This window comes from Streptomyces alboflavus (assembly GCF_000716675.1).
GTDB lineage: Bacteria > Actinomycetota > Actinomycetes > Streptomycetales > Streptomycetaceae > Streptomyces > Streptomyces alboflavus.
The window spans coordinates 1-21,182 of the sequence record NZ_JNXT01000097.1; the positions used below are offsets into that span (position 1 = coordinate 1).

Sequence of the window (21,182 nt, forward strand, 5' to 3'; positions counted from 1 at the left end):
GCCCCGCCCGCCCCACCCCCCCCCGCCACCCCCGCCGGCAAGGCGTTGCGCACCCCCACCCGAAGCCGGCCCCCGACCACCCGCACCCGCACCTCGACCACCTCCCCGGGCGCATGCTTCGCCGCGTTCGTGAGGCACTCCTGCACCACCCGGTGCACCGCGGCCTGCCGCAGCGGCGAGAGCCGGTACGCGGCGCCGTCGACGAGCAGCTCCACGGGACTGCCCGCACGCCCGCTCGCGGCGGCGAGCTCGGGCAGGGCCTCCAGGCCAGGCGTGGGCGCCCCGTCGACCCCGCGCTGGACGATGATCTCGTTGAGCATCCGGTGCGCCGACCGCGCGGTCTCCGACAGCTCGTCGAACCCGGCCGCGTACGGCGTCGCCCCGGCCCGCCGGCCGAGGACCTGCGAGCGCACGCTCAGGAGCGTCAGCTCGCGCCCGACGAAGTCGTGGACGTCCCGCGCGATCCGCAGCCGCTCCTGCTGGACCGCTTCGAGGGCCTGCGTCGCGGCCCGCTGGGCCTGGAGCTCCCGCACCAGGTCCTGCCGGTTGGCGGCGACGCCGACGCCCGCCGCGAGCACCCCGATCGGCACGACGAGGCTGAGGAATTCGCTGAGGGTGTCCCCGCGGTGCACCGGCCAGCCGGGCAGCGTGAACATCACGTATGCGAACAAGACGTACCCGACAACCCCCACGGCCCCGGCGAGCCGCCCCCGGTAGCGCGCCAGCGAGTACAGCGCGAACTGCGCGAGCGTCAGCTCGTGCAGCCAGCCGAGCAGCACCAGCGCGACGAGGAAGGGCACCCAGGGCGCGAACCGCCGCAGCAGCAGCGACGACGCGCCCGCCGCGAGGACGAGGGCCGCCATGACGCCGTTGAGGGGGTTGTCCTCGGCCGCCGCGAGGCCCGGGACGTCGAGGGCCATCAGGGCGAGGCAGGCCAGGGCGGTGAGCACATCCAGGGCCCGGGGTTCGCGGGCGCAACGCCGAGCGAGGCGACGGGCCGCGGCCGCCGCCTTGCGTAGCGCCTCGGCGGCGGGCAGGTCGTACATAGCCCTCCCATCATCCCTGGACTCTCGTCCGCGACACATCGGACTTTTGGCCTTGATGTCCCCGGGCGGCACGCCCCGCACCGCCGCCACGGGCCCTCGGGCCACCGGACAGCGGCCCGGGGCACCCGGCGATTCGGGTGTACCCACGGCGCGGCTGACGCGCCGCCGCGCGCACCGGAGTTCCAATCGGACCATGTGGTATGCCCAGAATCCGGGTCGACGGACCCGTCAGCTCGCCGGTGACGCCGCGGTCCTGCTGTGGACCGCGGCCTGGACCGCCGCCGCGGTCGTCGCGTACCGCCTCGCCGTCCTGCTCACCCGCCCGGGGCCGGACTCGGGCGTCGCCTCCTCCGGCTCGCCCGCCGCACGCCTGCCCCTCGTCGGCGACGACGTCGGCGCCGCGCTGCGCTCCGTGGTGGGCGTCGTCGACGACATCGACCCGGTGACGATGCGCGCCGGGCTCGTGGTGAGCGCGGTCGCCCTGCTCCTGGTGCCGGTCGGCCTGGTCCTCGCCCGCTGGCTGCCGCGCCGCCTGCGCTGGGTCCGGCAGGCCGCCGCGGCCCGGGACCTCGCCGAGTCCGACGACGGCCGCGAACTCCTCGCCCTGCGCTCCCTGCTCCGCCCCCTGGACGAGGTGGCCACGACCGCCGCCGCCCTCGCCGACACCCCCGGCCTCGCGGACGCCACCCCCGGCAGCCTCGCCGAGGGCTGGCGCAGCGCCGACCCGCGCGTGCTCGACGCGCTCGCGGACGCCGAGCTGGAGCGCCTCGGCCTCGCGCCCGGACCGGGCCCGGCACCGGCGGGGCCGCCGGTGGCCGAGCCCGCCGCATGACAGCTGAGCCGCGCGGCCTGCACGCCCCGTACAGCGACGCGGTACTGCGCGCGATCCCGCTCGGCGCGCTGCTCGTCGGCGAGGACGGCCGGGTCGTCGCGGCCAATCCGCAGTTCGCGACGGTGTGCGGGATCGAGGGCGTCGACCTGTCGACGGGCGCGTCGGCCGAGCCCATCGCCGAGGCGATGGCGCGGCAGCTCCCGGACATGGACGTCGCGAAGGCGGGCGCGCTGCGCGGCCAGTTCGTCCGCAAGGCGGAGCTGCGCCTGACCGACGGCCGCACCCTGCGCCGCAGCCGCCAGCCGATCGACGCGGGCGACACCCGCCTCGGCGTCCTGTGGCTGGTCGAGGACATCACCGACCAACTGCGGTACGAGGACGACCTGCACCGGCACATCGACTCCCTCGGCGAACTGGCCCGCGACCGCGCCGAGTTCGCCGCCCGCACCTCGCACGAGCTGCGCACCCCGCTGGCCACCGTGCTCACCTTCTGCGAGCTCCTCGCCGACCCCGCCGCGGGCACCCTCACCGCCGCCCAGCGCGAGTACGTCGACACCATCCGACGCGGCGCCCAGCGCATGCACGACATGGCCGACGGCCTCCTGCACCGCTACGCCCAGGCCGCCGGCGCCGCCCCGCCCGCCTACGCCCCGCTCGACCCCGGCCCCCTCCTGGCCCGCCTCGTCGCCGACGCCACTCCCCTGGCCACCCGCGGCGGCGTCTTCGTCGGCCTCGATCTGCCCGCCGCCCGCCCCCCGCTCGTCGCCGACGCCGACCAGCTGGAGCGGGCCCTCGCCGCGCTGCTCGACAACGCCGTGAAGTTCACCCCCGCGGGCGGCGCCGTCACGGTGACCGCCCGCCCGTACGACGGTGACTCCCCCGGCTGGGAGTTCGTCGTACGCGACGACGGCATCGGCATTCCCAAGGAGTTCCACGAGGAGGTCTTCACCGAGTTCGTGCGCGCCCCCAACGCCCGCCGCGGCCCCTACCCCGGCACCGGTCTCGGCCTCAGCGTCGTGCGGGACGCGGTGCGGCTGCACGCGGGCACCGTCACCCTGCACAGCTCCGAGGGCCACGGCACCGCCGTCGAGGTGCGGCTGCCCGCCGCGGGACCGCCCGGGAGCGGCCCCGCATGACCTGCCTGCTGCTCGTCGAGGACGACCCCGACCTCGGGCTCGCGCTGCGGGTCCTGTTCACCCGCGCCGGGTACGAGGTCGTGACCGCCGACGACGGCCAGGCCGCGCTGCGGCTCCTCTTCGCCCGGCGGCCCGCCCTGATGGTCCTCGACCTGGTCCTGCCGGGCCTCGACGGCTGGGAGGTCCTCGACCGCACCCGCGACCTCACCGACCTGCCCGTCCTCATCCTGTCCGGCCGCACAAGACCCGCCGAACGGGTCCGCGGCCTGCGCTCCGGCGCCGACGACTACCTGTGCAAGCCCTTCGACCACCTGGAGCTCCTCGCCCGCGTCGAGGCGCTCCTGCGCCGCAGCAACCCCGAGCAGTGGCGCGGCGACTACGTCGAAGCGGGCCTCCGCCTGGTCCCCGAACGCCGTTCGGCCGTCTGGCAGGGCCACGAGACCCGCCTGAGCGCCATCGAGTACCGCCTCCTCGAAGTCCTCGTCCGCAACCGCGGCCGCGTGGTCACCACCGAACAGCTCCTCGACCTCGTCTGGGACGACCCCGACGCGACGGGCCGCGAACGCGTGAAGTTCGCGGTGCTGCGTCTGCGCAGGAAGCTGGCGGTCGGGGACGGAGAGGATCCTTTGGAGTCGGTACGGGGCCTGGGCTACCGCTACAGGGGCGATCACACGCAGGAGGACGGTTCGAGCCCGTCCGGCGTTTGAGGACGAGGCCCGAAGGGCCGAAAAGCGGGGAAAGGGGCGCAGCCCCATAAGGGCACGGGGGCCATAAGTCCCACCCGCACGGGACCCAAGGGCCAGGGCCTAAGCCCTGAACCAGCCTCGGCCGAAGGCTCGCAACCGAGGAGCAACCGAAGACACCCCACCCCGGCAACCCACACCCCCCACGCTCCTGAAGTCCGCACCGCACCCCGCACCCGCCAGGAGCCCACCCCCGTGACGCCCGCCGCCCCGGTGACCCAGATCCCCACGCCCCAGCTGCCCCACCGCTCCGTGGCCATCGTCCTCGGCACCCGCCCCGAACTGGTCAAGCTCGCCCACCTGGTCCGTCTGCTCGGCCCCGCCGCGCACCTGGTCCACACGGGCCAGCACTACGACGCCGACCTCTCGGGGCGCTTCCTGACGGAGCTGGGCCTGCCCGAGCCGACCCTCCTCGAAGGCGTCGGCGGCCAGCCCCGCGCCGTACAGATCTCCGCCGCACTCACCCAGCTCGACGCGCTGTTCGCGGCCGAGCCCCCGCTGGCCGTGGTGGTGCAGGGCGACACGAACGCCTCCCTGGCCGGGGCCCTCGCGGCGAACTCCCGCGGCATCCCCCTGGTGCACGTCGAGGCGGGCCTGCGCAGCCACGACCGGGCGATGCCCGAGGAGCACAACCGCGTCGTGATCGACCAGCTCGCGGACGTGCTGTGCGCGGCGACCGAGGACAACCGGGACCTGCTGCGCGCCGAGGGCGTCCCGGCCGGACGCGTCGCCGTCACGGGCAACACCGTCGTCGAGGCCGTACGGGAGCACCTGCCCGCCGAGGACGAGCGTGCCGCGCTGCTCGCCGCGCACGGCGTCACCGCCGACCGCTACCTCCTCGCCACCGTGCACCGGCCCGAGAACACCGACGACCCGGATGCGCTGCGCGCCATCCTCGGCGAGCTGGCGGACCTTGCCGCCGAGCTGCCGGTCCTCTTCGCCGTGCACCCGCGCACGAAGGCCCGCCTGGAGGCCGCCGGGCTCGGGCACCTGCTGGCCGCGCTCACTGTGCTTCCGCCGCTCGGGTACGGGGAGTTCCTCGCGCTCGCCCGGCACGCGGCCGTGCTCGTCTCCGACTCCGGGGGTGTGCAGGAGGAGACCACCGTGCTCGGGCGGCCGCTCGTCGTCGTGCGGCGCTCCACGGAGCGGCCGGAGGCCATGGAGTCCGGCTTCGCCGAACTGGTCGCCCCGGGGCGGGCGATCGGGCGGGCCGTGCGGCGGCGGCTCGCCGAGGGTGAGGTGGGGCTGCGGCGCTTGACGGACGCGCCCTCGCCGTTCGGGGACGGGCTCGCCTCCCAGCGGATCGTGGCCCTCCTCGGTGCGGTTGCCTTGGGGCGGCGGCCCGAGCAGGGGCAACTGTCCGTCGCCGCCTGACCCCCGCTCCCCATGGGGGCTGCGCCCCCTCTCCCCCTGCCTCTTCGGCCCTCCGGGCCTCGTCCTCAATCGCCGGACGGGCTCAACGCCTCCCCCTGGCCGGACGGGCCCCACACCGTCCGTGCCTTCTCTCCCCCCGAGGACCCCGTGCTCACCCCCCACTACCTGCTCTACGCCCTCCCCTTCTTCCTCCTCGCCTGCTTCCTGCTCTACTGGGCCGGGGCCCGGCACGCCTACACGCGCCGCAAGCCCACCCCGGACGGGGACCCTGCGGCCTTCGACTGGCACTTCTTCGTGCCGTGTCGCGACGAGGAGACCGTGATCGGCGCGACCGTCACCCAGCTGCGCACGGACTTCCCGGCCGCGCATGTGTGGGTGGTCGACGACGACAGCGACGACAGCACCGCGGCCGTCGTGACCGCGCTGGCCGACGGCGACGGTCACGTCCACCTGGTCTCGCGCCGCCGCCCCGACGCCCGCATCGGCAAGGGCGCGGCCCTCAACTCGGCGTACACGGCCCTGAACGACTTCCTGCCCGCGGCCGCCGACCGCTCGCGGGCCGTCGTGTGCGTCGTCGACGCCGACGGGCGCCTCGCCCCGGACGCGCTCGCGCGGGTCAGCGGCGACACCGGCTTCGGTGACCCGGAGACCGGCGGTGTGCAGGTCAGCGTACGGATGCGCAATGTCACCGAGCGGCGTCCGCTGGCGGAGCACGGGCGGGTCGCCAACGTCTTCGCGCGGCTGCTCGTGCGGATGCAGGACATGGAGTTCGCGGTGTCCAACGCGGGCATGCAGCTGCTGCGGGGGCGTACGGGTTCCGTCGGTCTCGGCGGCAACGGGCAGTTCACGCGGCTCACCGCGCTCGACCGGATTGCCGCCGCCGAGCGCCGCCCGTGGCAGCGTGACGCGCTCCTGGAGGACTACGAGCTGGGCCTGCACATGATCCTCGGCGGCTACCGCGTCGCCCACATCGCCGACACCTACGTCTCGCAGGAGGGACTGCCGCGCGCCCGGCGCTTCCTCACCCAGCGCACCCGCTGGGCCCAGGGCAACCTGCAGTGCGTGCGCTACGCGCCCCGCATCGTCGGCTCCCGGCACTACTCGGGCCGCGGCGTCCTGGAGACCCTGTACACGTTCATGCAGCCCCTCGCCCACGTGGCGACGCTCATCCTGAGCGTGCTGCTGCTCGGCGCGGTCGTCGCGGGCGGCTCGATGCGGGACGCGTTCCTCGGCAACTGGCCGCTGATCCTCGTCCTGTGCGCCCTGTCGGTGCTGCCGTTCGTGGCCTGGGGCCCGCTCTACCGCCGGGACTTCGCCCCGGACCGCTCCCGCCTGACCGGCCTGCTGTGGGGCCTCGCCCTGTGGCTGTACGCGTACCACGTGTTCATCGTGTCGGCGCGCGGGTTCCTGCGTCTCCTTCGGGGCCGCAACGGCTGGGCGAAGACGCGGCGCAACGCGGAGTCCGTGGGGACGGGGCCGGTGGCGACGGAGGCCTGACCGGCGGGGGTACGTGAACGAGGGCGCCCGGAACCGAACGGTTCCGGGCGCCCTCGTGTGCCTGAACTGCCTTACGCGGCCGGGAGGTTGTCCAGCTGCGTCTGGAGGCGCGCGATGTCCTCCTCGGCCTTGGCGAGGCGGCCGCGGATCTTGTCCACGACGTTGTCCGGCGCCTTGGCGAGGAACGCCTCGTTGCCGAGCTTGGCCGTGGCCTGGGCCTTCTCCTTCTCGGCCGCCGCCAAGTCCTTGGCGAGGCGCTTGCGCTCCGCCGCCACGTCGATCGTGCCGGACAGGTCGAGGGCGACGCTCGCGCCCGCGACCGGCAGCGTCGCCGTCGCCGCGAAGGACTCGCCCTCGGGCTGGAGGCGCAGGAGCTGGCGGATCGCGGCCTCGTGCGGGGCGAACGGCGTGCCGTCCAGGGCGAGGCGGGCCGGGACCTTCTGGCCGGGCTGGAGGCCCTGGTCGGCGCGGAACCGGCGGACCTCGGTGACCAGGTCCTGGAGGGAGAGGATCTCCTTCTCGGCGCCCGCGTCACGGAAGGCGCTGTCCTTGGGCCAGTCGGCGACCACCACGGACTCACCGCCCGTGAGCGTGGTCCACAGGGTCTCCGTCACGAACGGCACGACCGGGTGGAGCAGGCGCAGCGTGACGTCCAGGACCTCGCCGAGGACGCGCTTGCTGACCTCGGCGGCCGGGCCGCCCGCCATGAACGTGGTCTTGGAAAGCTCCACGTACCAGTCGAAGACCTCGTCCCACGCGAAGTGGAAGAGGGCGTCGGAGAGCTTCGCGAACTGGTAGTCCTCGTAGAACGCGTCGACCTCGGCGACCACCGTGTTCAGGCGGGAGAGGATCCAGCGGTCGGTCGCCGACATGTCGGCGGCGTCGGGCAGCGGGCCCTCGACCGTGGCGCCGTTCATGAGGGCGAAGCGGGTGGCGTTCCAGATCTTGTTGGCGAAGTTCCGGGAGCCCTGCACCCAGTCCTCGCCGATCGGCACGTCGACGCCCGGGTTGGCGCCGCGGGCGAGGGTGAAGCGCAGGGCGTCCGAGCCGTACTTGTCCATCCAGTCCAGCGGGTTGACCGCGTTCCCGAAGGACTTCGACATCTTCTTGCCGAACTGGTCACGGACCATGCCGTGCAGGGCGACGGTGTGGAACGGCGGGGTGCCGTCCATCGCGTACAGGCCGAACATCATCATCCGGGCGACCCAGAAGAAGAGGATGTCGTAGCCGGTGACCAGGACGGAGTTCGGGTAGAACTTCGCGAGGCTGTCGGTCTTCTCGGGCCAGCCGAGGGTGGAGAACGGCCACAGACCGGACGAGAACCAGGTGTCGAGGACGTCGGTGTCCTGCGTCCAGCCCTCGCCGGTGGGCGGCTCCTCGTCGGGGCCGACGCAGACGATCTCGCCGTTCGGGCCGTACCAGACGGGGATGCGGTGGCCCCACCAGAGCTGGCGCGAGATGCACCAGTCGTGGAGGTTGTCGACCCAGTCGAAGTAGCGCTTCTCCATCTCCTGCGGATGGATCTTGACCTGGCCGTCGCGGACCGCGTCACCGGCGGCCTTGGCGAGCGGGCCGACCTTGACCCACCACTGCATGGACAGGCGCGGCTCGACGGTGGTCTTGCAGCGGGAGCAGTGGCCGACCGAGTGGGAGTACGGCCGCTTCTCGGCGACGATGCGGCCCTCGGCGCGCAGCGCGCCGACGATGGCGGAGCGGGCCTCCAGGCGGTCCAGGCCCTGGAAGGGGCCGGGCACAGTGATGATGGCGTGCTCGTCCATCACCGCGATGTTCGGCAGGGAGTGGCGCTGGCCGATCTCGAAGTCGTTCGGGTCGTGGGCGGGCGTCACCTTGACGGCGCCGGTACCGAACTCGGGGTCGACGTGCGTGTCGGCGACGACCGGGATGGAGCGGTCGGTGAGCGGGAGCTTGATGAGCTTGCCGACGAGGTGCTTGTACCGCTCGTCGTCGGGGTGCACAGCGACGGCGGTGTCACCGAGCATCGTCTCGGCGCGGGTGGTGGCGACGACGATGGTCTCGTCGCCCTCGCCGTACGTCATCGAGACGAGCTCGCCGTCGTCGTCCTGGTACTCGACCTCGATGTCGGAGATCGCCGTCAGACAGCGGGGGCACCAGTTGATGATGCGCTCGGCGCGGTAGATCAGCTCGTCCTCGTAGAGCCGCTTGAAGATCGTCTGGACGGCCTTGGAGAGGCCCTCGTCCATGGTGAAGCGCTCGCGGGACCAGGCGACGCCGTCGCCGAGGCGGCGCATCTGGCCGCTGATCTGCCCGCCGGACTCGTTCTTCCACTTCCAGACGCGCTCGACGAAGGCCTCGCGGCCGAGGTCGTGGCGGGACTTGCCCTCCTTGCCGAGCTCGCGCTCGACGACGTTCTGGGTGGCGATGCCCGCGTGGTCCATGCCGGGCTGCCACAGGACCTCGAAGCCCTGCATGCGCTTGCGGCGGGTCAGGGCGTCGATGAGGGTGTGCTCGAAGGCGTGGCCCAGGTGCAGGCTGCCGGTCACGTTCGGCGGCGGGATGACGACGGTGTACGGCGGCTTCTCACTGCTCGCGTCCGCGTCGAAGTAACCACGCTCCACCCAGCGCTCGTACAGCGCCCCTTCTACCTCGGACGGCGCGTACTGCGTCGGGAGTTCGGGGGCGGTCGCTGGGGGCTGCTGCTGAGCGTTCTCGGTCACGCGCCCAGTTTAGGGGTGTCACAGAGTGGTCCCGAAACCAGAATCTTCAGTAACGGTTGGCTCCCCGGGGCCCACGCGGGTCTCCGCGTCGGTGAGGATGTTGGGAACACATAAGCGCGCGGGAAAATGTGGGCGCGCTCAGGCGTTCGAGGGGAACCCCAGTAATGAGCTACAACCAGCCGGGCCCGTACGGCGGGCAGCAGCCGCAGCAGCCCGGGCCGTACGGCGGCCAGCCTCAGCAGCCTGGCCCCTACGGCCAGCCGCCGCAGGCCCCGCAGCCCGGCTACGGCTACCCCCAGCAGGCGCCCCAGGGGGTGCCGCCGCAGCAGCCGCCCTACGGCCAGCCGGGTTACGGCCAGCCGCAGCAGGCTCCGTACGGCCAGCCGCAGCAGCCCGGCCCGTACGGCCAGCAGCCCCAGGCCCCCTACGGCCAGGTCCCGCCGCCGCCCGGCGGTGGCGGCGGCAAGAAGACAGGCCTGATCATCGGCGCGGTCGCGGTCGTCGCGGCCATCGGCGTCGGCGCCTACTTCGTCCTCGGCGGCAGCGACAGCGGCAGCTCCGGCACGGTCAAGGACGACGGCCCGCACAAGCTGACCACGCCCGCGACGGTCCTCTCGGACTACAACAAGAAGCCGAACAGCGACTCCGGCAGCGACATGTCGTCCGACGAGATCGCTAAGGCCGAGGAGTACGGGGTGAAGAACCCCACCGAGGTCAAGGCCCAGTACATGGCGGGCACCCAGGAGAACCCCCTCGGGCAGAAGATCCTCCAGCTGAACGGCGTCTACGGCGACATCGAGGACCCCGAGGCGGTCGTCGACAAGATGTTCTCCTCGGCGAAGGAGAAGTCCGAGAAGAGCAGCGGCAGCTCGACCGGCCGGAAGGTCACGGTCATCGGCGACCCGAAGTCGTACAACCCGTCCGACCTCGACGGCGCGATGATGAAGTGCCAGGAGATGAAGTACGCCATGGGCTCGGGCTCGTCGACCGGCAGCAGCGACGCCCCGAAGGAGATGTCGATGGCGACCTGCATCTGGGGCGACAACAGCACGATCGGCGTCGTGGTCACCGCGGACGTGGCGAGTGCCATGGGCGGCAAGGCCGCCGACCTGGACGAGGCCGCCGAGAAGACGGCCAAGTTCCGCAAGGAAGTCCGCGTCAAGCGCTGACGCCGAGGCGCGCGTCGCGCACCGGCAAGGGCCCCGGCCGTCGCGGCCGGGGCCCGCTTCCGTCACGATGGTGCGCGCAGCACCGCATCACGAAGGGGGAACCCCACACATGAGCCACAACCAGCCGGGTCCGTACGGCGGACAGCAGCCCGGTCCCTACGGCGGCGGTCAGCCGCAGCAGCCAGGCCCCTACGGCCAGCAGCCGGGCCCCCAGGGCCCCGGTTACGGCTATCCGCAGCAGCAGCCCCAGCAGCCCGGTTACGGCTACCCCCAGCAGGCCCCGCAGGGCGTCCCGCCGCAGCAGCCCCCGTACGGCCAGCCGCAGCAGCCCGGCCCTTACGGCCAGCAGCCGCAGGCTCCCTACGGCCAGGTCCCGCCGCCCCCGCAGGGCGGAGGTGGCGGCAAGAAGACGGGCCTGATCATCGGCGCGGTCGCGGTCGTCGCGGCCATCGGCGTCGGCGCCTACTTCGTCCTCGGCGGCGACGACAGCGGCTCCGCCAAGGTCAAGGACGACGGCCCGCACAAGCTGACCACGCCCGAGACCGTCATCGACGGCGAGTTCAAGAAGGACGCGGGCTCCGGCGGCGGCTTCGGCGGCATCAACACCGACAAGGCCGAGAAGGCCGGGGTGAAGAACGCCAAGGACGTCGGGGCGGACTACCAGTCCGGCAACAAGGACAACCCGCTGTCCATCAAGGCCCTGAACTTCGGCGGCGTGTACGGCGAGATCGACGACCCGGAGAGCGTCGTGGACAAGATGTTCGCCAACGCCAAGAAGGAACAGGGCAAGGGCTCGGGGCCGAAGACGACGGTGGTCGGCGACCCGAAGTCGTACAACCCCTCCGACCTCGACGGCGCGGTCATGAAGTGCCAGGAGATGAAGGTCGACACCAGCGGTTCGGCCAACTCCTCGGCGCCCAAGGAGACGTCCGCCGCCGTCTGCATCTGGGGCGACCACAGCACGATCGGCTTCACCGTGAACATCGACGTGGCCAGCGCCATGGCGGGCAAGAGCGCCGACCTGGGCGACGCCGCCGAGAAGACGGCGAAGCTCCGCAAGGACGCGCGCGTCAAGCTCTGATCCGTCGTTACGGACACCAGCGAGGGCCCGGTCGCTCCGGCCGGGCCCTTCGCATGCCTCAGGGGGAGGACAGAAAGTGGGCAGCAGGAAGGCCGTGACCGCCGTCGCCGGGATCGGTGTCGTCGCCCTGCTCGGAGTCGGCGCGTACGTCGGCTTCGGTGAGGGCGACGACTCGGGTGGCCACGGGGGTGTCGGCGCGGCCGGCGGGCCGCACAAGTTGATTGCGCCGAACACGGTGTTGGGGAAGTACGAGCAGGTCGAGGGCATCACCTCGGCCGCGATGGAGGACCCCGCGGGCTTCGGGGTGCGCGGCGCGAAGACGGTCCAGGCGGTGTACGGCTCCGGCAGGGGAGCCAAGGCGATCAGCGCCGGGCTGATCCAGTACACCGGCGCGTACGGGACGGTGGCCGCGCCGGAGAAGACCGTCGACGCGCTGTTCGCGGACCTCGCGGACAGGGCGAGGAAGCCGGGCAAGGGCGGTGAGAAGAGCACGATGGTGGGCAGGCCGGAGGACTTCGGCGCGGCCGGCGTGGTCGTCAAGTGCCAGGAGACACGGACCGAAGGCCGCTCCTCCGCCGCCCCCGAGAGCCGCCAGGTGCTCCGCGCGCCCGTGTGCGCCTGGGCCGACCGCAGCACCGCCGCCATCGTCATGCCGATGGACACCCGCGCCACCAAGGCGGGCAAGGCCGTGTCCCTCGCCGAGGCCGCGGCCACCACGAAGCGGCTCCGCGAGGAAGTACGCGTCGCGCGCTGACGGCGCCGAGGAGAGAGACGGCACAAGGGCGCCCGGCGAGGTCAACTCGCCGGGCGCCCTTGGCCGTTCACGTACCGCCGCGCGGACTCCGCCGCGCGGACTCCGCCGCGCGGACTATGCGGACTTCTGCTCGCCCGCCCCGGAGCCCCGCACGTCGCGCGGCACCAGCGTCGGGTTCACGTTCGAGTGGACGACGTCCGCCGTGATGACGACGCGGGCCACGTCCTTGCGGGACGGCACCTCGTACATCACGGACTGGAGGACTTCCTCCATGATGGCGCGCAGGCCGCGTGCGCCGGTCTGGCGCAGGATCGCCTGGTCGGCGATGGCCTCCAGGGCCGCGCGCTCGAAGTCCAGCTCCACGCCGTCGAGTTCGAAGAGGCGCTGGTACTGCTTGACGAGGGCGTTGCGCGGCTCGACCAGGATCTGCAGGAGCGCTTCGCGGTCGAGGTTGTGGACCGAGGTGATGACGGGAAGACGGCCGATGAACTCGGGGATCATCCCGAACTTCACCAGGTCCTCCGGCATGATGTCCTCGAACTGGTCCTTCTCCTCCAGCTCCCGCTTGGAGCGGATGGTCGCGCCGAAGCCGATGCCCTTGGCACCCGCCCGCGACTCGATGATCTTCTCCAGGCCCGCGAACGCACCGCCCACGATGAACAGCACGTTCGTCGTGTCGATCTGGATGAACTCCTGGTGCGGGTGCTTGCGGCCGCCCTGCGGCGGGACGGAGGCCGTCGTGCCCTCCAGGATCTTCAACAGGGCCTGCTGGACGCCTTCACCCGATACGTCGCGCGTGATCGACGGGTTTTCGCTCTTCCGGGCGACCTTGTCGATCTCGTCGATGTAGATGATGCCCGTCTCGGCCTTCTTGACGTCGTAGTCGGCGGCCTGGATGAGCTTCAGGAGGATGTTCTCGACGTCCTCGCCGACATAGCCCGCCTCCGTGAGCGCCGTCGCGTCCGCGATGGCGAAGGGGACGTTCAGCATGCGGGCGAGCGTCTGCGCGAGCAGCGTCTTGCCGGAGCCGGTGGGGCCGAGCAGCAGGATGTTGGACTTCGCGAGCTCGATGGCGTCCTCGCGGCCCTGAGCGCCGCCGTTCTCCCCGGCCTGGACGCGCTTGTAGTGGTTGTAGACGGCGACGGAGAGCGCCTTCTTGGCGGGCTCCTGACCGACCACGTACCCCTCGAGGAACTCATAGATCTCGCGGGGCTTGGGCAGTTCCTCCCAGCGGACCTCGCTCGTCTCGGCGAGTTCTTCCTCGATGATCTCGTTACAGAGATCGATGCACTCATCGCAGATGTACACGCCGGGGCCTGCGATGAGCTTCTTGACCTGCTTCTGACTCTTTCCGCAGAACGAGCACTTGAGCAGATCGCCGCCGTCACCGATGCGTGCCACGGTGTGCTTCCCCTTCGCCTGGGAGACGCCGTTGGTCCAGCGGCTCCTGGTGCCTTGTATCCGACGGTACCTTGCCTGGCCCCCCGTTCGGGCCCCCCTTGGCGCGGTTCGCTTCCGCATGGGCCGCGTCGAGGGGTGGGCGGACGGTGCTGCGACGCCCCGGGCGAGGCCGGCAGGTGGCTCGCCCGGGGCTCGGACGGGACTCTAGAGAACCGAGGAGTTGTTCATCTTCCGGGTGGAGATGATCTGGTCGATCAGGCCGTACGCCAGCGCGTCCTCGGCGGTGAGGATCTTGTCGCGCTCGATGTCGTCGCGGATCTTCTCGATCGGCGTCGTGGAGTGCTTGGCCAGCATCTCCTCGAGCTGCGTACGCATCCGGAGGATCTCGTTGGCCGCGATCTCCAGGTCGGAGAGCTGCTCACGGCCGGTGCCGCCGGACGGCTGGTGGATCAGCACACGGGCGTTCGGCAGGGCCATGCGCTTGCCCGGCGTGCCCGCGGCGAGGAGCACGGCGGCCGCGGAGGACGCCTGGCCCATGCAGACCGTCTGGATGTCGGGCTTCACGAACTGCATCGTGTCGTAGATCGCGGTGAGCGCCGTGAAGGAGCCGCCCGGGCTGTTGATGTAGACCGAGATGTCCCGGTCGGGGTCCATCGACTCCAGGCACAGGAGCTGCGCCATGACGTCGTTGGCGGAGGCGTCGTCGATCTGGACGCCGAGGAAGATCACGCGCTCTTCGAAGAGCTTCGCGTACGGGTCGTACTCGCGCACGCCCTGCGAGGTGCGCTCGACGAAGCGCGGGATCACATAGCGGTTGTCCACCTGCGGGCCGGTGTGCAGGCCCGAGGCCTGGCCGCTGACGGGGAAGGTGTTCATCTGAGGCGTTCCGTCCTGGTGTGAGCGTGGGCTTGGTCGGCTGGGGCCGCTCCCGGCGGCCGCCGCTGTGCGGGGCCGGTGCCGGGGGCCCGGGGGTGCCTTGGTCAGGCCCCCGTGCCGCCGCCGCCCGGAACACCCGAAGCGGCGCTGATGATCTCGTCGATGAGGCCGTACTCCTTGGCCTCCTCGGTGGTGAACCAGCGGTCGCGGTCACCGTCGCGGATGATCGCCTCGACCGTCTGGCCGGAGTGGCGGGCGGTGATCTCGGCCATGCGCTGCTTGGTGCGCAGCAGGTACTCGGCCTGGATCTTGACGTCCGAGGCGGTGCCGCCGATGCCGGCGGAGCCCTGGTGCATCAGGATGTCCGTGTGCGGCAGGGCGAAGCGCTTGCCGGCGGTGCCGCCGGTGAGCAGGAACTGGCCCATGGAGGCCGCCATGCCCATGCCGATGGTCACCACGTCGTTCGGGATGTACTGCATCGTGTCGTAGATCGCCATGCCGGCGGTCACCGAGCCACCGGGGCTGTTGATGTAGAGGTAGATGTCCTTCGACGGGTCGGCCGCGAGGAGGAGCATCTGCGCCGTGATCTTGTTCGCGATGTCGTCGTCGACCTGCTGGCCGAGGAAGACGATGCGCTCGCCGAGCAGTCGGTTGTACACATGGTCGCCGAGGCCACCACCGATGGACGGCTCACCGGCTGCGTAAGGCATCAGATTCGTCACGTATCCACCTGCTCGTCTCTGACGGCTCCGGCCGTCTCGCACTCTTCGTCCCGGGGGCAAGGACTCCACTGCCCCCGTATTCATGGACCCTAACGCGCAGGTCCCTTCGGGGAATCCCGCATGGGCGACTGTTCGCTGTGAGCGCAGGTTGCGCCCCCGGCGGGGGCGCGGCCCACTCAGGGATGTGGGGGCCCACCCGTTGGGGCCGGGGGGACTGTGCCCCGTAAGGGGCGCGGGGAACTGCGCGAGCAACTACAGCCGCCCCGCGGCCGCCGACGGCGCGAGGCCTGGCAGACGCGTCTGCCCAGTCCTGCTCCATCGGCCTCTGCGGGCCGTCGTCGGTTGCTCGCGCAGTTCCCCGCGCCCCTAAAGACAAAAGACCGCTGGGCCCCCGGGGACACGAGTCCCGGGGGCCCAGCGGTTACGGCAGTGGAAGATCAGGCTTCCGACTTCTCCTCGTCGGCCTTGGCCGACTCGGCGTCGGCCTCGGCGGAGGCGTCCGCCTGCTCGCCCTCGGTGGCCTCGTCCTCGTCGTCGAGGTCGACGACCTCGCCGTTGGTGTCCTTGACCGTCGCGGCCTCGACCACGACCGCGAGCGCCTTGCCGCGGGCGACCTCGCCGACGAGCATCGGCACCTGGCCACCCTCGACGACGGCCTGGGCGAACTGGTCGGGGCTCATGCCGGAGGACTGCGCGCGACGCATGAGGTGCTCGGTGAGCTCCTCCTGGTTCACGTTCAGCTTCTCCTTGTTGACGAGCTCGTCCAGGACGAACTGCGTCTTGATGCCCTTCTCCGCCTGCTCCTTGGTCTCGGCGTCGAACTCTTCCTCGGTCTTGCCCTGGATCTCCAGGTACTTCGCGAGGTCGAGGCCCATCTGGCCGAGCTGGTGGTGCTCCAGGTTGTGCTTGCGGGTGCGGATCTCGTCCTCGAGCAGCTTCTCGGGGACGGGGACCTCGACCAGCTCCAGGAGCTTCTCCAGGACGCGCTCCTGGGCCTGGGTGGCCTGGTCGAACTGGCGGGCCGTCTCCAGGCGCTTGCGGCTGTCGGCCTTCAGCTCGTCGAGGGTGTCGAACTCCGACGCCAGCTGCGCGAAGTCGTCGTCCAGCTCCGGCAGTTCACGCTTGGCGACCTGGGTGACCTTGACGGTGACCTCGGACTCCTTGCCGGCCGCCGAGCCGCCCTTGAGCTCGGAGGTGAAGGTGGCCTCAGCCCCGGCCTCCAGGCCCTTCACGGCGTCGTCGATGCCCTCGAGCAGCTCGCCGGAGCCGATCGTGTAGGAGACGCCGGACGCGACGCCGTCCTCCAGGACCTCGCCCTCGACCTTGGCCTCCAGGTCGATCGTCACGACGTCGCCGTCCTCGGCGGCACGCTCGACCGGGGACGTGGAGGCGAAGCGCTCGCGCAGCTCCTCGACGGCCTTGTCGACGTCCTCGTCGGCGATCTCGACGGCGTCGACCTCGACCTCGATGCCGGAGTAGTCCGGGATCTCGATGGTCGGACGGACGTCGACCTCAGCGGTGAAGTTGAGGGTCTCGTTGTCCTTCAGCTCGGTGATGTCCACCTCGGGCTGGCCCAGGACGTTGAGCTCGGCCTCGTTGACCGCCTCGGTGTAGAACTTCGGGAGGGCGTCGTTGACAGCCTCCTCGAGCACCGCACCGCGGCCGAACCGCTGGTCGATGACGCGGGCCGGGATCTTGCCCTTACGGAAGCCCTTCACCGTGACCTGCTGGTTGATCTTCTTGTACGCCGCGTCGAGGCTGTCCTTGAGCTCCTCGAAGGGCACCTCGACAGTGAGCCGAACCCGGGTCGGGTTCAGGGTCTCCACGGCGCTCTTCACGGTTCGGTCTCCTTGTGGGCTGACTTCTTGGATTCTGCCCGGTTGAGAGACACACGGGCACGCAGCTTGCATAGTAACGGCACGCGGGAGCCGACCCACAATGCGATCTTGGTCAGCGGACCGCCGGGGCCGTACGGAGCTCGGTCCCCACCGGGTAACAGGCCACCGGACGCGGGGGAACCAGCTGGTCGGGGTGGCGGGATTTGAACCCACGGCCTTCCGCTCCCAAAGCGGACGCGCTACCAAGCTGCGCCACACCCCGTCGGTGCGACACGTAGGGTACATGCCCGCAGGCAGTGCGGCGCCCGCGCGAACGGGAGTGAATGGGGGTGTGCGGCGCACCGCCTCGACCCGCTACGATGCTGTCCGTGCCGCGCACGCTGACCTGCGAGGGGTCGCTGCGCGAGCTGTGCGGGCGTAGCTCAATGGTAGAGCCCTAGTCTTCCAAACTAGCTACGCGGGTTCGATTCCCGTCGCCCGCTCTGTGGCCTCCGGCCCGGTGTGCAGGTTCGCCCCTGTGCCCGGGCCGGAGGCTTTTTCGTGCCCGGGCCGGAGGCTTTTTCGTGCGCCGGGGCGCTTCGGTCAGGGGTTGCGTACGTCGACGCTGTAGACGGAGCGGACGCCGTAGGGGACGTAGAGGGCGTCGCCCACGAGGGTCAGGGGCGCCCCGCCCCCCTTGGGGTCGTGGTCGAACTCTCCCGGGGGCAGGCGGCGGCCGGAGCGGGCCCAGATCTCCTCGCCGCTGGAGCGGTCCAGGGCCGCGAGCCGACCGGTCGGGGAGGCGATGTAGAGGCGGGAGCCGGCGGCCAGGGGCGGGCCGGGGAAGTCCACGGAGGACGTGCGGCTCCACAGCCTGCGGCCCGTGCCCGGGTCGAAGGCGCCGACGCTGCCGTTGTCGGAGACGAAGTAGAGCGTGCCGCCCGCGAGGTGGAGGCGCGTGTCCGCGCCCTGGGGGTGGGACAGGCGCACGGTGTGGGCACGGCGGGAGGACGGCTCGACCACGACGACGGAGTGGTGCTGCCGCTTCTTCCCCTGGGGTTCGCGGACGAACACGAGGCCGTCGCCCGCCCGGCCGACGAAGTACAGCTCGCCGCGGGCCTCGGCGGTCCACAGCGGCCTGCCGTCGCGCGGATCGACGGGTGAGACGCGGGTCGTGACGGCGGCGCCGTCCGGCCCCGGGGGCACGCAGACCAGGTAGCCGCGCCCGTCGGCCGCGCGCACGTTGCAGCCCTGGTCAGCGGGCAGCTCGCGCTGCCAGACAGGCTTGTCGCGGCCGGGGACGAGCAGGGCGTAGGCGCTGTTCTCGGCGCCGGTGAGCGTGAGGATGCCGTGCTTCGTGGCCACCGCGCCCCCGATGTCGGGAGCCGGGTCCGGGGCCAGGGCGCTCTCGCCGTGCGTGGTGGTGTGCTTCCACCGCAGCTTGCCGGTGCGCACGTCGCGGGCCTGGATCTCGTACCGGGCGACGACGGTGTCCGCGGACTTCTTGGTCTCGTGGCTCCGGTAGACGTACACCTGCCGGCGGTCGGCCGACGTGCCGATGATGTTGCCGAGGCCGCTCCACATTCCTTCCGGTTCCGTGCCGTTGACGGGCTGCTTCCACCCCACCTTCCCGGTGGTCAGCGAGAAGCGCGCGGCCTGGACGTCGTCACCCGCGCACACCAGCCCTCCGCGTGCGGCGACGCAGCGCGTGAAGGACGCGGAGGCCATGCTCTCCGGCGCCAGCTCGACCCTGGCCTGCCAGGACCGCCATCCGGCCGGAAGGTCGCTGGACGGCGTGTCGCCGTCGAGCAGGCGGACGCCCGTCCAGGCCCCGAGCACCGCGAGCGCCAGACCGCCCACCGACGCCGCGAGCAGGAGTCTTCGGCGCTTGCGGGGCCGGGACGCGAGGGCCGCGTCCGGCGTCTGCGGCGGTCGGCGCGGAACCGGTTCCCCCCGCAGCAGCGCCAACAGCTCGTCCGGCGTGGGGCGTTCCTTCGGGTGCTTGGTCAGGCACTGGGTGACGAAGGGGCGCAACTCGGCGGGGACGCGGTCGAGTTCGGGGATGGATTCGACGACGCCGGTCGCGGTCTCGTACGGGGACGCGGAGTCGAAGGGTCCCCGGCCGGTCGCCGCGTAGGTGAGGACCGAGCCGAGGGAGAAGATGTCGGAGGCGGGGCCCACGTCGCGGGGGGACGTGAGTTGTTCCGGGGACATGTAGGGCGGGGTGCCCATGACGCGGCCGGTCTGGGTGAGGGGGTCGCCCGCGAGGGCCTCGGCGGCGCGGGAGACGCCGAAGTCGATGACGCGGGGGCCGTCCTCGGCCAGCATCACGTTGGCCGGTTTGAGGTCGCGGTGGACGACGCCTACGCGGTGGATGTCGCGGAGGGCCTCGGTGAGCCCGGCGGCGAGTTCCAGGAGGCGGTCCGGGGGCAGCGGGCCCTCGCGGCGGACGTGGGTGCCCAGGTTCTCGCCGGGGATGTAGAGCGTGGCCATCCAGGGGCTCGCGGCGTCCGCGTCGGCGTCCACGACGGGTGCCGTGAACGCGCCGCTGACCTGCCGTGCGGCCGCCACCTCGCGGCGGAAACGGGCGCGGAACTCGGGGTCGTCGGCGTACTGCCCGTGCACGACCTTGACCGCGAGGCGGCGGCCGGATGCGGAGCGGGCGAGGTAGACGACGCCCATTCCGCCCGAGCCGAGCCGGTCCTCGACCGGATAGCCGCCGATCCGTGCGGGATCGGTTTCCCGTAGCGCCATCCGACCAGGACCCCCCGTCCGCCGCCGCGCACCGTCAGAACTGTATGTCCCCGATGGTCTCGGCCAGCGAGTCGAGGAGTTCCTGGATGTCGTCGGCCATTCCCGTGGAGGCGAGCACGAAGCCGAAGAGCGCCGCGACGATGGCGGGCCATACCTTGATGTTTCCCTGACGCACCATCATGACAAGGACGATCGCCAACAGCAGCACCACTGACAGCGAAATGGCCACACAGATCACACCCTAGGTCGGTCGCTCTCCCGCCCGAGGGGGTACGACCCCGTACTCCCCCGCCAGAACCATCGTGCCACCAACAGCACCTCGCTATGCGGCCGGTGACACATCGTCGGCCAAGCCTTGACCTGTGGTGCAGGTGCGCCGCGCGGGCCGGGAGGGGCTCGGGCACTCGCGGCGGGCGCCAACCGGGGCCATGCGTACGGGAATTCGACGGGTCCACCGGACGGCGAATTTCGACTTGATCGTTTCCATGGCCGGTCGCCGCAGGGGCGTCGGCGCGGCATCTTCCGGCGCCGCGCGCCCGGCCGCGTACGCACAAGCAGTTCACAGGAATTCGAATTGTTGCCGAGAGCACATGGGGCGATGCCCCATAACCCGCCACGCACCGATCAACCGGACATTTCACCAGAGTCGCCCGCGGGCGTTATGCGCGATTTAAGCGGTGTGAATGCTGACCTATCGGACAGTTAGCCGCCGTGCAACTGGGGTACCCGCGCCACGAATAAGGAAAAGGGCCGATGACGTTCGCACGGCGTTCCGATGGATGTGATGAACGGTGCCGATGAACAACCGGCGGGCGCGGCGCCGGAAACGAGCCAGAAGACGCGTCGGGAACACGGCAGGAACACGGAGCGATGAACGGGATGAATGAGTTGAGGGTTTTACGGGAACACCGGGGCGACGCTAGGGTGCCTCAGATGTTCCACGCTGCCATGACCCCCGCAGGCGCAGTGCGGTCCCGGATCGTCTCACCGAGCTCCTGGTGGGAGGGCCTGTGACGAACTCCGCTCAGCCGCACGGGCGGCACCGGGCGCCGCTGCCTCCCCTGCAGTCCCCTGGGCAGGAGCCGGTCCCCGGAATGCCGGGCCCCCGCGCCCCCCGATCCGCCGCGGCCACGGCCACCCCCCGCCAGGCCGGCCGCCACTCCGCCCCGCCCGTTCCCCCCACCGCCTCTACGGCCCCCACGTACCGAACCCCCCACCCCCCCCCCGCCCCCGCGGCGCCCGCCACCGCCCGCCCCGCCGACGGCGCGGGCAAGCCCGCCAAGC

At 71.7% G+C, this 21,182-nt stretch carries 16 protein-coding genes and 2 tRNA genes; 9 read left to right on the top strand and 9 right to left on the bottom strand.

What is annotated here, in order from left to right; all coding sequences use genetic code 11:
- Positions 1–1,046 (bottom strand): sensor histidine kinase (locus OO63_RS39165; protein ID WP_033264905.1); only part of this gene is annotated, 1,046 nt, incomplete at its 3' end.
- 193 nt (positions 1,047–1,239) lie between these two features.
- On the opposite strand from OO63_RS39165, the gene OO63_RS39170 reads away from it, so the two are divergent.
- The 5 genes from OO63_RS39170 to OO63_RS39190 all read left to right on the top strand — a co-directional run bounded on the left by OO63_RS39170 (position 1,240) and on the right by OO63_RS39190 (position 6,628).
- On the top strand, positions 1,240–1,878 hold the full coding sequence (locus tag OO63_RS39170) for a hypothetical protein (RefSeq protein ID WP_030362545.1): 639 nt from the start codon (positions 1,240–1,242) through the stop codon (positions 1,876–1,878).
- On the top strand, positions 1,875–3,014 hold the full coding sequence (locus OO63_RS39175; RefSeq protein WP_051811675.1) for a PAS domain-containing sensor histidine kinase: 1,140 nt from the start codon (positions 1,875–1,877) through the stop codon (positions 3,012–3,014). The genes OO63_RS39170 and OO63_RS39175 overlap by 4 nt, the downstream gene beginning before the upstream one ends.
- Positions 3,011–3,721 (top strand): response regulator transcription factor, encoded by a 711-nt coding sequence (locus OO63_RS39180; protein WP_030362543.1) that lies wholly within the window; start codon positions 3,011–3,013, stop codon positions 3,719–3,721. The genes OO63_RS39175 and OO63_RS39180 overlap by 4 nt, the downstream gene beginning before the upstream one ends.
- A 231-nt stretch (positions 3,722–3,952) precedes the next feature.
- On the top strand, positions 3,953–5,131 hold the full coding sequence (wecB, locus tag OO63_RS39185; RefSeq protein ID WP_234311399.1) for a non-hydrolyzing UDP-N-acetylglucosamine 2-epimerase: 1,179 nt from the start codon (positions 3,953–3,955) through the stop codon (positions 5,129–5,131).
- A 147-nt stretch (positions 5,132–5,278) separates the two neighbouring features.
- On the top strand, positions 5,279–6,628 hold the full coding sequence (locus tag OO63_RS39190; protein ID WP_030362541.1) for an XrtP-associated glycosyltransferase: 1,350 nt from the start codon (positions 5,279–5,281) through the stop codon (positions 6,626–6,628).
- A gap of 71 nt (positions 6,629–6,699) precedes the next feature.
- On the opposite strand, the gene OO63_RS39195 is transcribed toward OO63_RS39190, so the two are convergent.
- On the bottom strand, positions 6,700–9,324 hold the full coding sequence (locus tag OO63_RS39195) for a valine--tRNA ligase (protein WP_030362540.1): 2,625 nt from the start codon (positions 9,322–9,324) through the stop codon (positions 6,700–6,702).
- A gap of 164 nt (positions 9,325–9,488) precedes the next feature.
- Here OO63_RS39195 and OO63_RS39200 point away from each other — a divergent pair, with 164 nt between their 5' ends.
- From OO63_RS39200 to OO63_RS39210, 3 genes are all read left to right on the top strand, one after another.
- Entirely contained in the window at positions 9,489–10,493 is a 1,005-nt protein-coding gene (locus tag OO63_RS39200; RefSeq protein WP_030362539.1) for a hypothetical protein, read from the top strand.
- Between the two features lie 109 nt (positions 10,494–10,602).
- Positions 10,603–11,574, top strand: coding sequence for a hypothetical protein (locus OO63_RS39205; protein WP_030362538.1), 972 nt, complete (start codon positions 10,603–10,605; stop codon positions 11,572–11,574).
- A gap of 76 nt (positions 11,575–11,650) precedes the next feature.
- Positions 11,651–12,328 (top strand): hypothetical protein, encoded by a 678-nt coding sequence (locus OO63_RS39210; protein ID WP_051834915.1) that lies wholly within the window; start codon positions 11,651–11,653, stop codon positions 12,326–12,328.
- 114 nt (positions 12,329–12,442) lie between these two features.
- On the opposite strand, the gene clpX is transcribed toward OO63_RS39210, so the two are convergent.
- From clpX to OO63_RS39235, 5 genes are all read right to left on the bottom strand, one after another.
- Complete coding sequence (gene clpX, locus OO63_RS39215) at positions 12,443–13,729, bottom strand: ATP-dependent Clp protease ATP-binding subunit ClpX (RefSeq protein ID WP_030362536.1); 1,287 nt, start codon at positions 13,727–13,729, stop codon at positions 12,443–12,445.
- A gap of 204 nt (positions 13,730–13,933) precedes the next feature.
- Positions 13,934–14,605, bottom strand: coding sequence for an ATP-dependent Clp protease proteolytic subunit (locus tag OO63_RS39220; RefSeq protein ID WP_030362535.1), 672 nt, complete (start codon positions 14,603–14,605; stop codon positions 13,934–13,936).
- Between the two features lie 104 nt (positions 14,606–14,709).
- On the bottom strand, positions 14,710–15,315 hold the full coding sequence (locus tag OO63_RS39225; RefSeq protein ID WP_030362534.1) for an ATP-dependent Clp protease proteolytic subunit: 606 nt from the start codon (positions 15,313–15,315) through the stop codon (positions 14,710–14,712).
- 449 nt (positions 15,316–15,764) lie between these two features.
- A complete protein-coding gene (tig, locus tag OO63_RS39230) occupies positions 15,765–17,165 on the bottom strand; it encodes a trigger factor (protein ID WP_030362533.1) in 1,401 nt (466 codons plus the stop codon).
- A 185-nt stretch (positions 17,166–17,350) separates the two neighbouring features.
- Positions 17,351–17,427 (bottom strand) — tRNA-Pro (locus tag OO63_RS39235).
- Positions 17,428–17,576: 149 nt separating this feature from the next.
- Between OO63_RS39235 and OO63_RS39240 the strand changes: the two genes are divergently transcribed.
- Positions 17,577–17,647 (top strand) — tRNA-Gly (locus OO63_RS39240).
- Between the two features lie 100 nt (positions 17,648–17,747).
- On the opposite strand, the gene OO63_RS39245 is transcribed toward OO63_RS39240, so the two are convergent.
- Together OO63_RS39245 and OO63_RS39250 are read right to left on the bottom strand one after the other, a co-directional pair.
- Positions 17,748–19,898 carry a serine/threonine-protein kinase gene (locus tag OO63_RS39245; protein ID WP_030362532.1) on the bottom strand — a complete coding sequence of 717 codons (2,151 nt, stop codon included), beginning with the start codon at positions 19,896–19,898 and terminating at the stop codon, positions 17,748–17,750.
- 34 nt (positions 19,899–19,932) lie between these two features.
- A complete protein-coding gene (locus OO63_RS39250; protein WP_030362531.1) occupies positions 19,933–20,127 on the bottom strand; it encodes a hypothetical protein in 195 nt (64 codons plus the stop codon).
- Positions 20,128–21,182 lie beyond the last annotated feature (1,055 nt).

Coding starts and splice junctions, on each gene's coding strand:
- OO63_RS39175 (WP_051811675.1), top strand. CDS start 1,875: ATGACAGCTGAGCCGCGCGGCCTGCACGCCCCGTACAGCGACGCGGTA.
- OO63_RS39180 (WP_030362543.1), top strand. CDS start 3,011: ATGACCTGCCTGCTGCTCGTCGAGGACGACCCCGACCTCGGGCTCGCG.
- OO63_RS39170 (WP_030362545.1), top strand. CDS start 1,240: ATGTGGTATGCCCAGAATCCGGGTCGACGGACCCGTCAGCTCGCCGGT.
- OO63_RS39225 (WP_030362534.1), bottom strand. CDS start 15,315: ATGCCTTACGCAGCCGGTGAGCCGTCCATCGGTGGTGGCCTCGGCGAC.
- OO63_RS39245 (WP_030362532.1), bottom strand. CDS start 19,898: ATGGCGCTACGGGAAACCGATCCCGCACGGATCGGCGGCTATCCGGTC.
- OO63_RS39205 (WP_030362538.1), top strand. CDS start 10,603: ATGAGCCACAACCAGCCGGGTCCGTACGGCGGACAGCAGCCCGGTCCC.
- OO63_RS39220 (WP_030362535.1), bottom strand. CDS start 14,605: ATGAACACCTTCCCCGTCAGCGGCCAGGCCTCGGGCCTGCACACCGGC.
- OO63_RS39200 (WP_030362539.1), top strand. CDS start 9,489: ATGAGCTACAACCAGCCGGGCCCGTACGGCGGGCAGCAGCCGCAGCAG.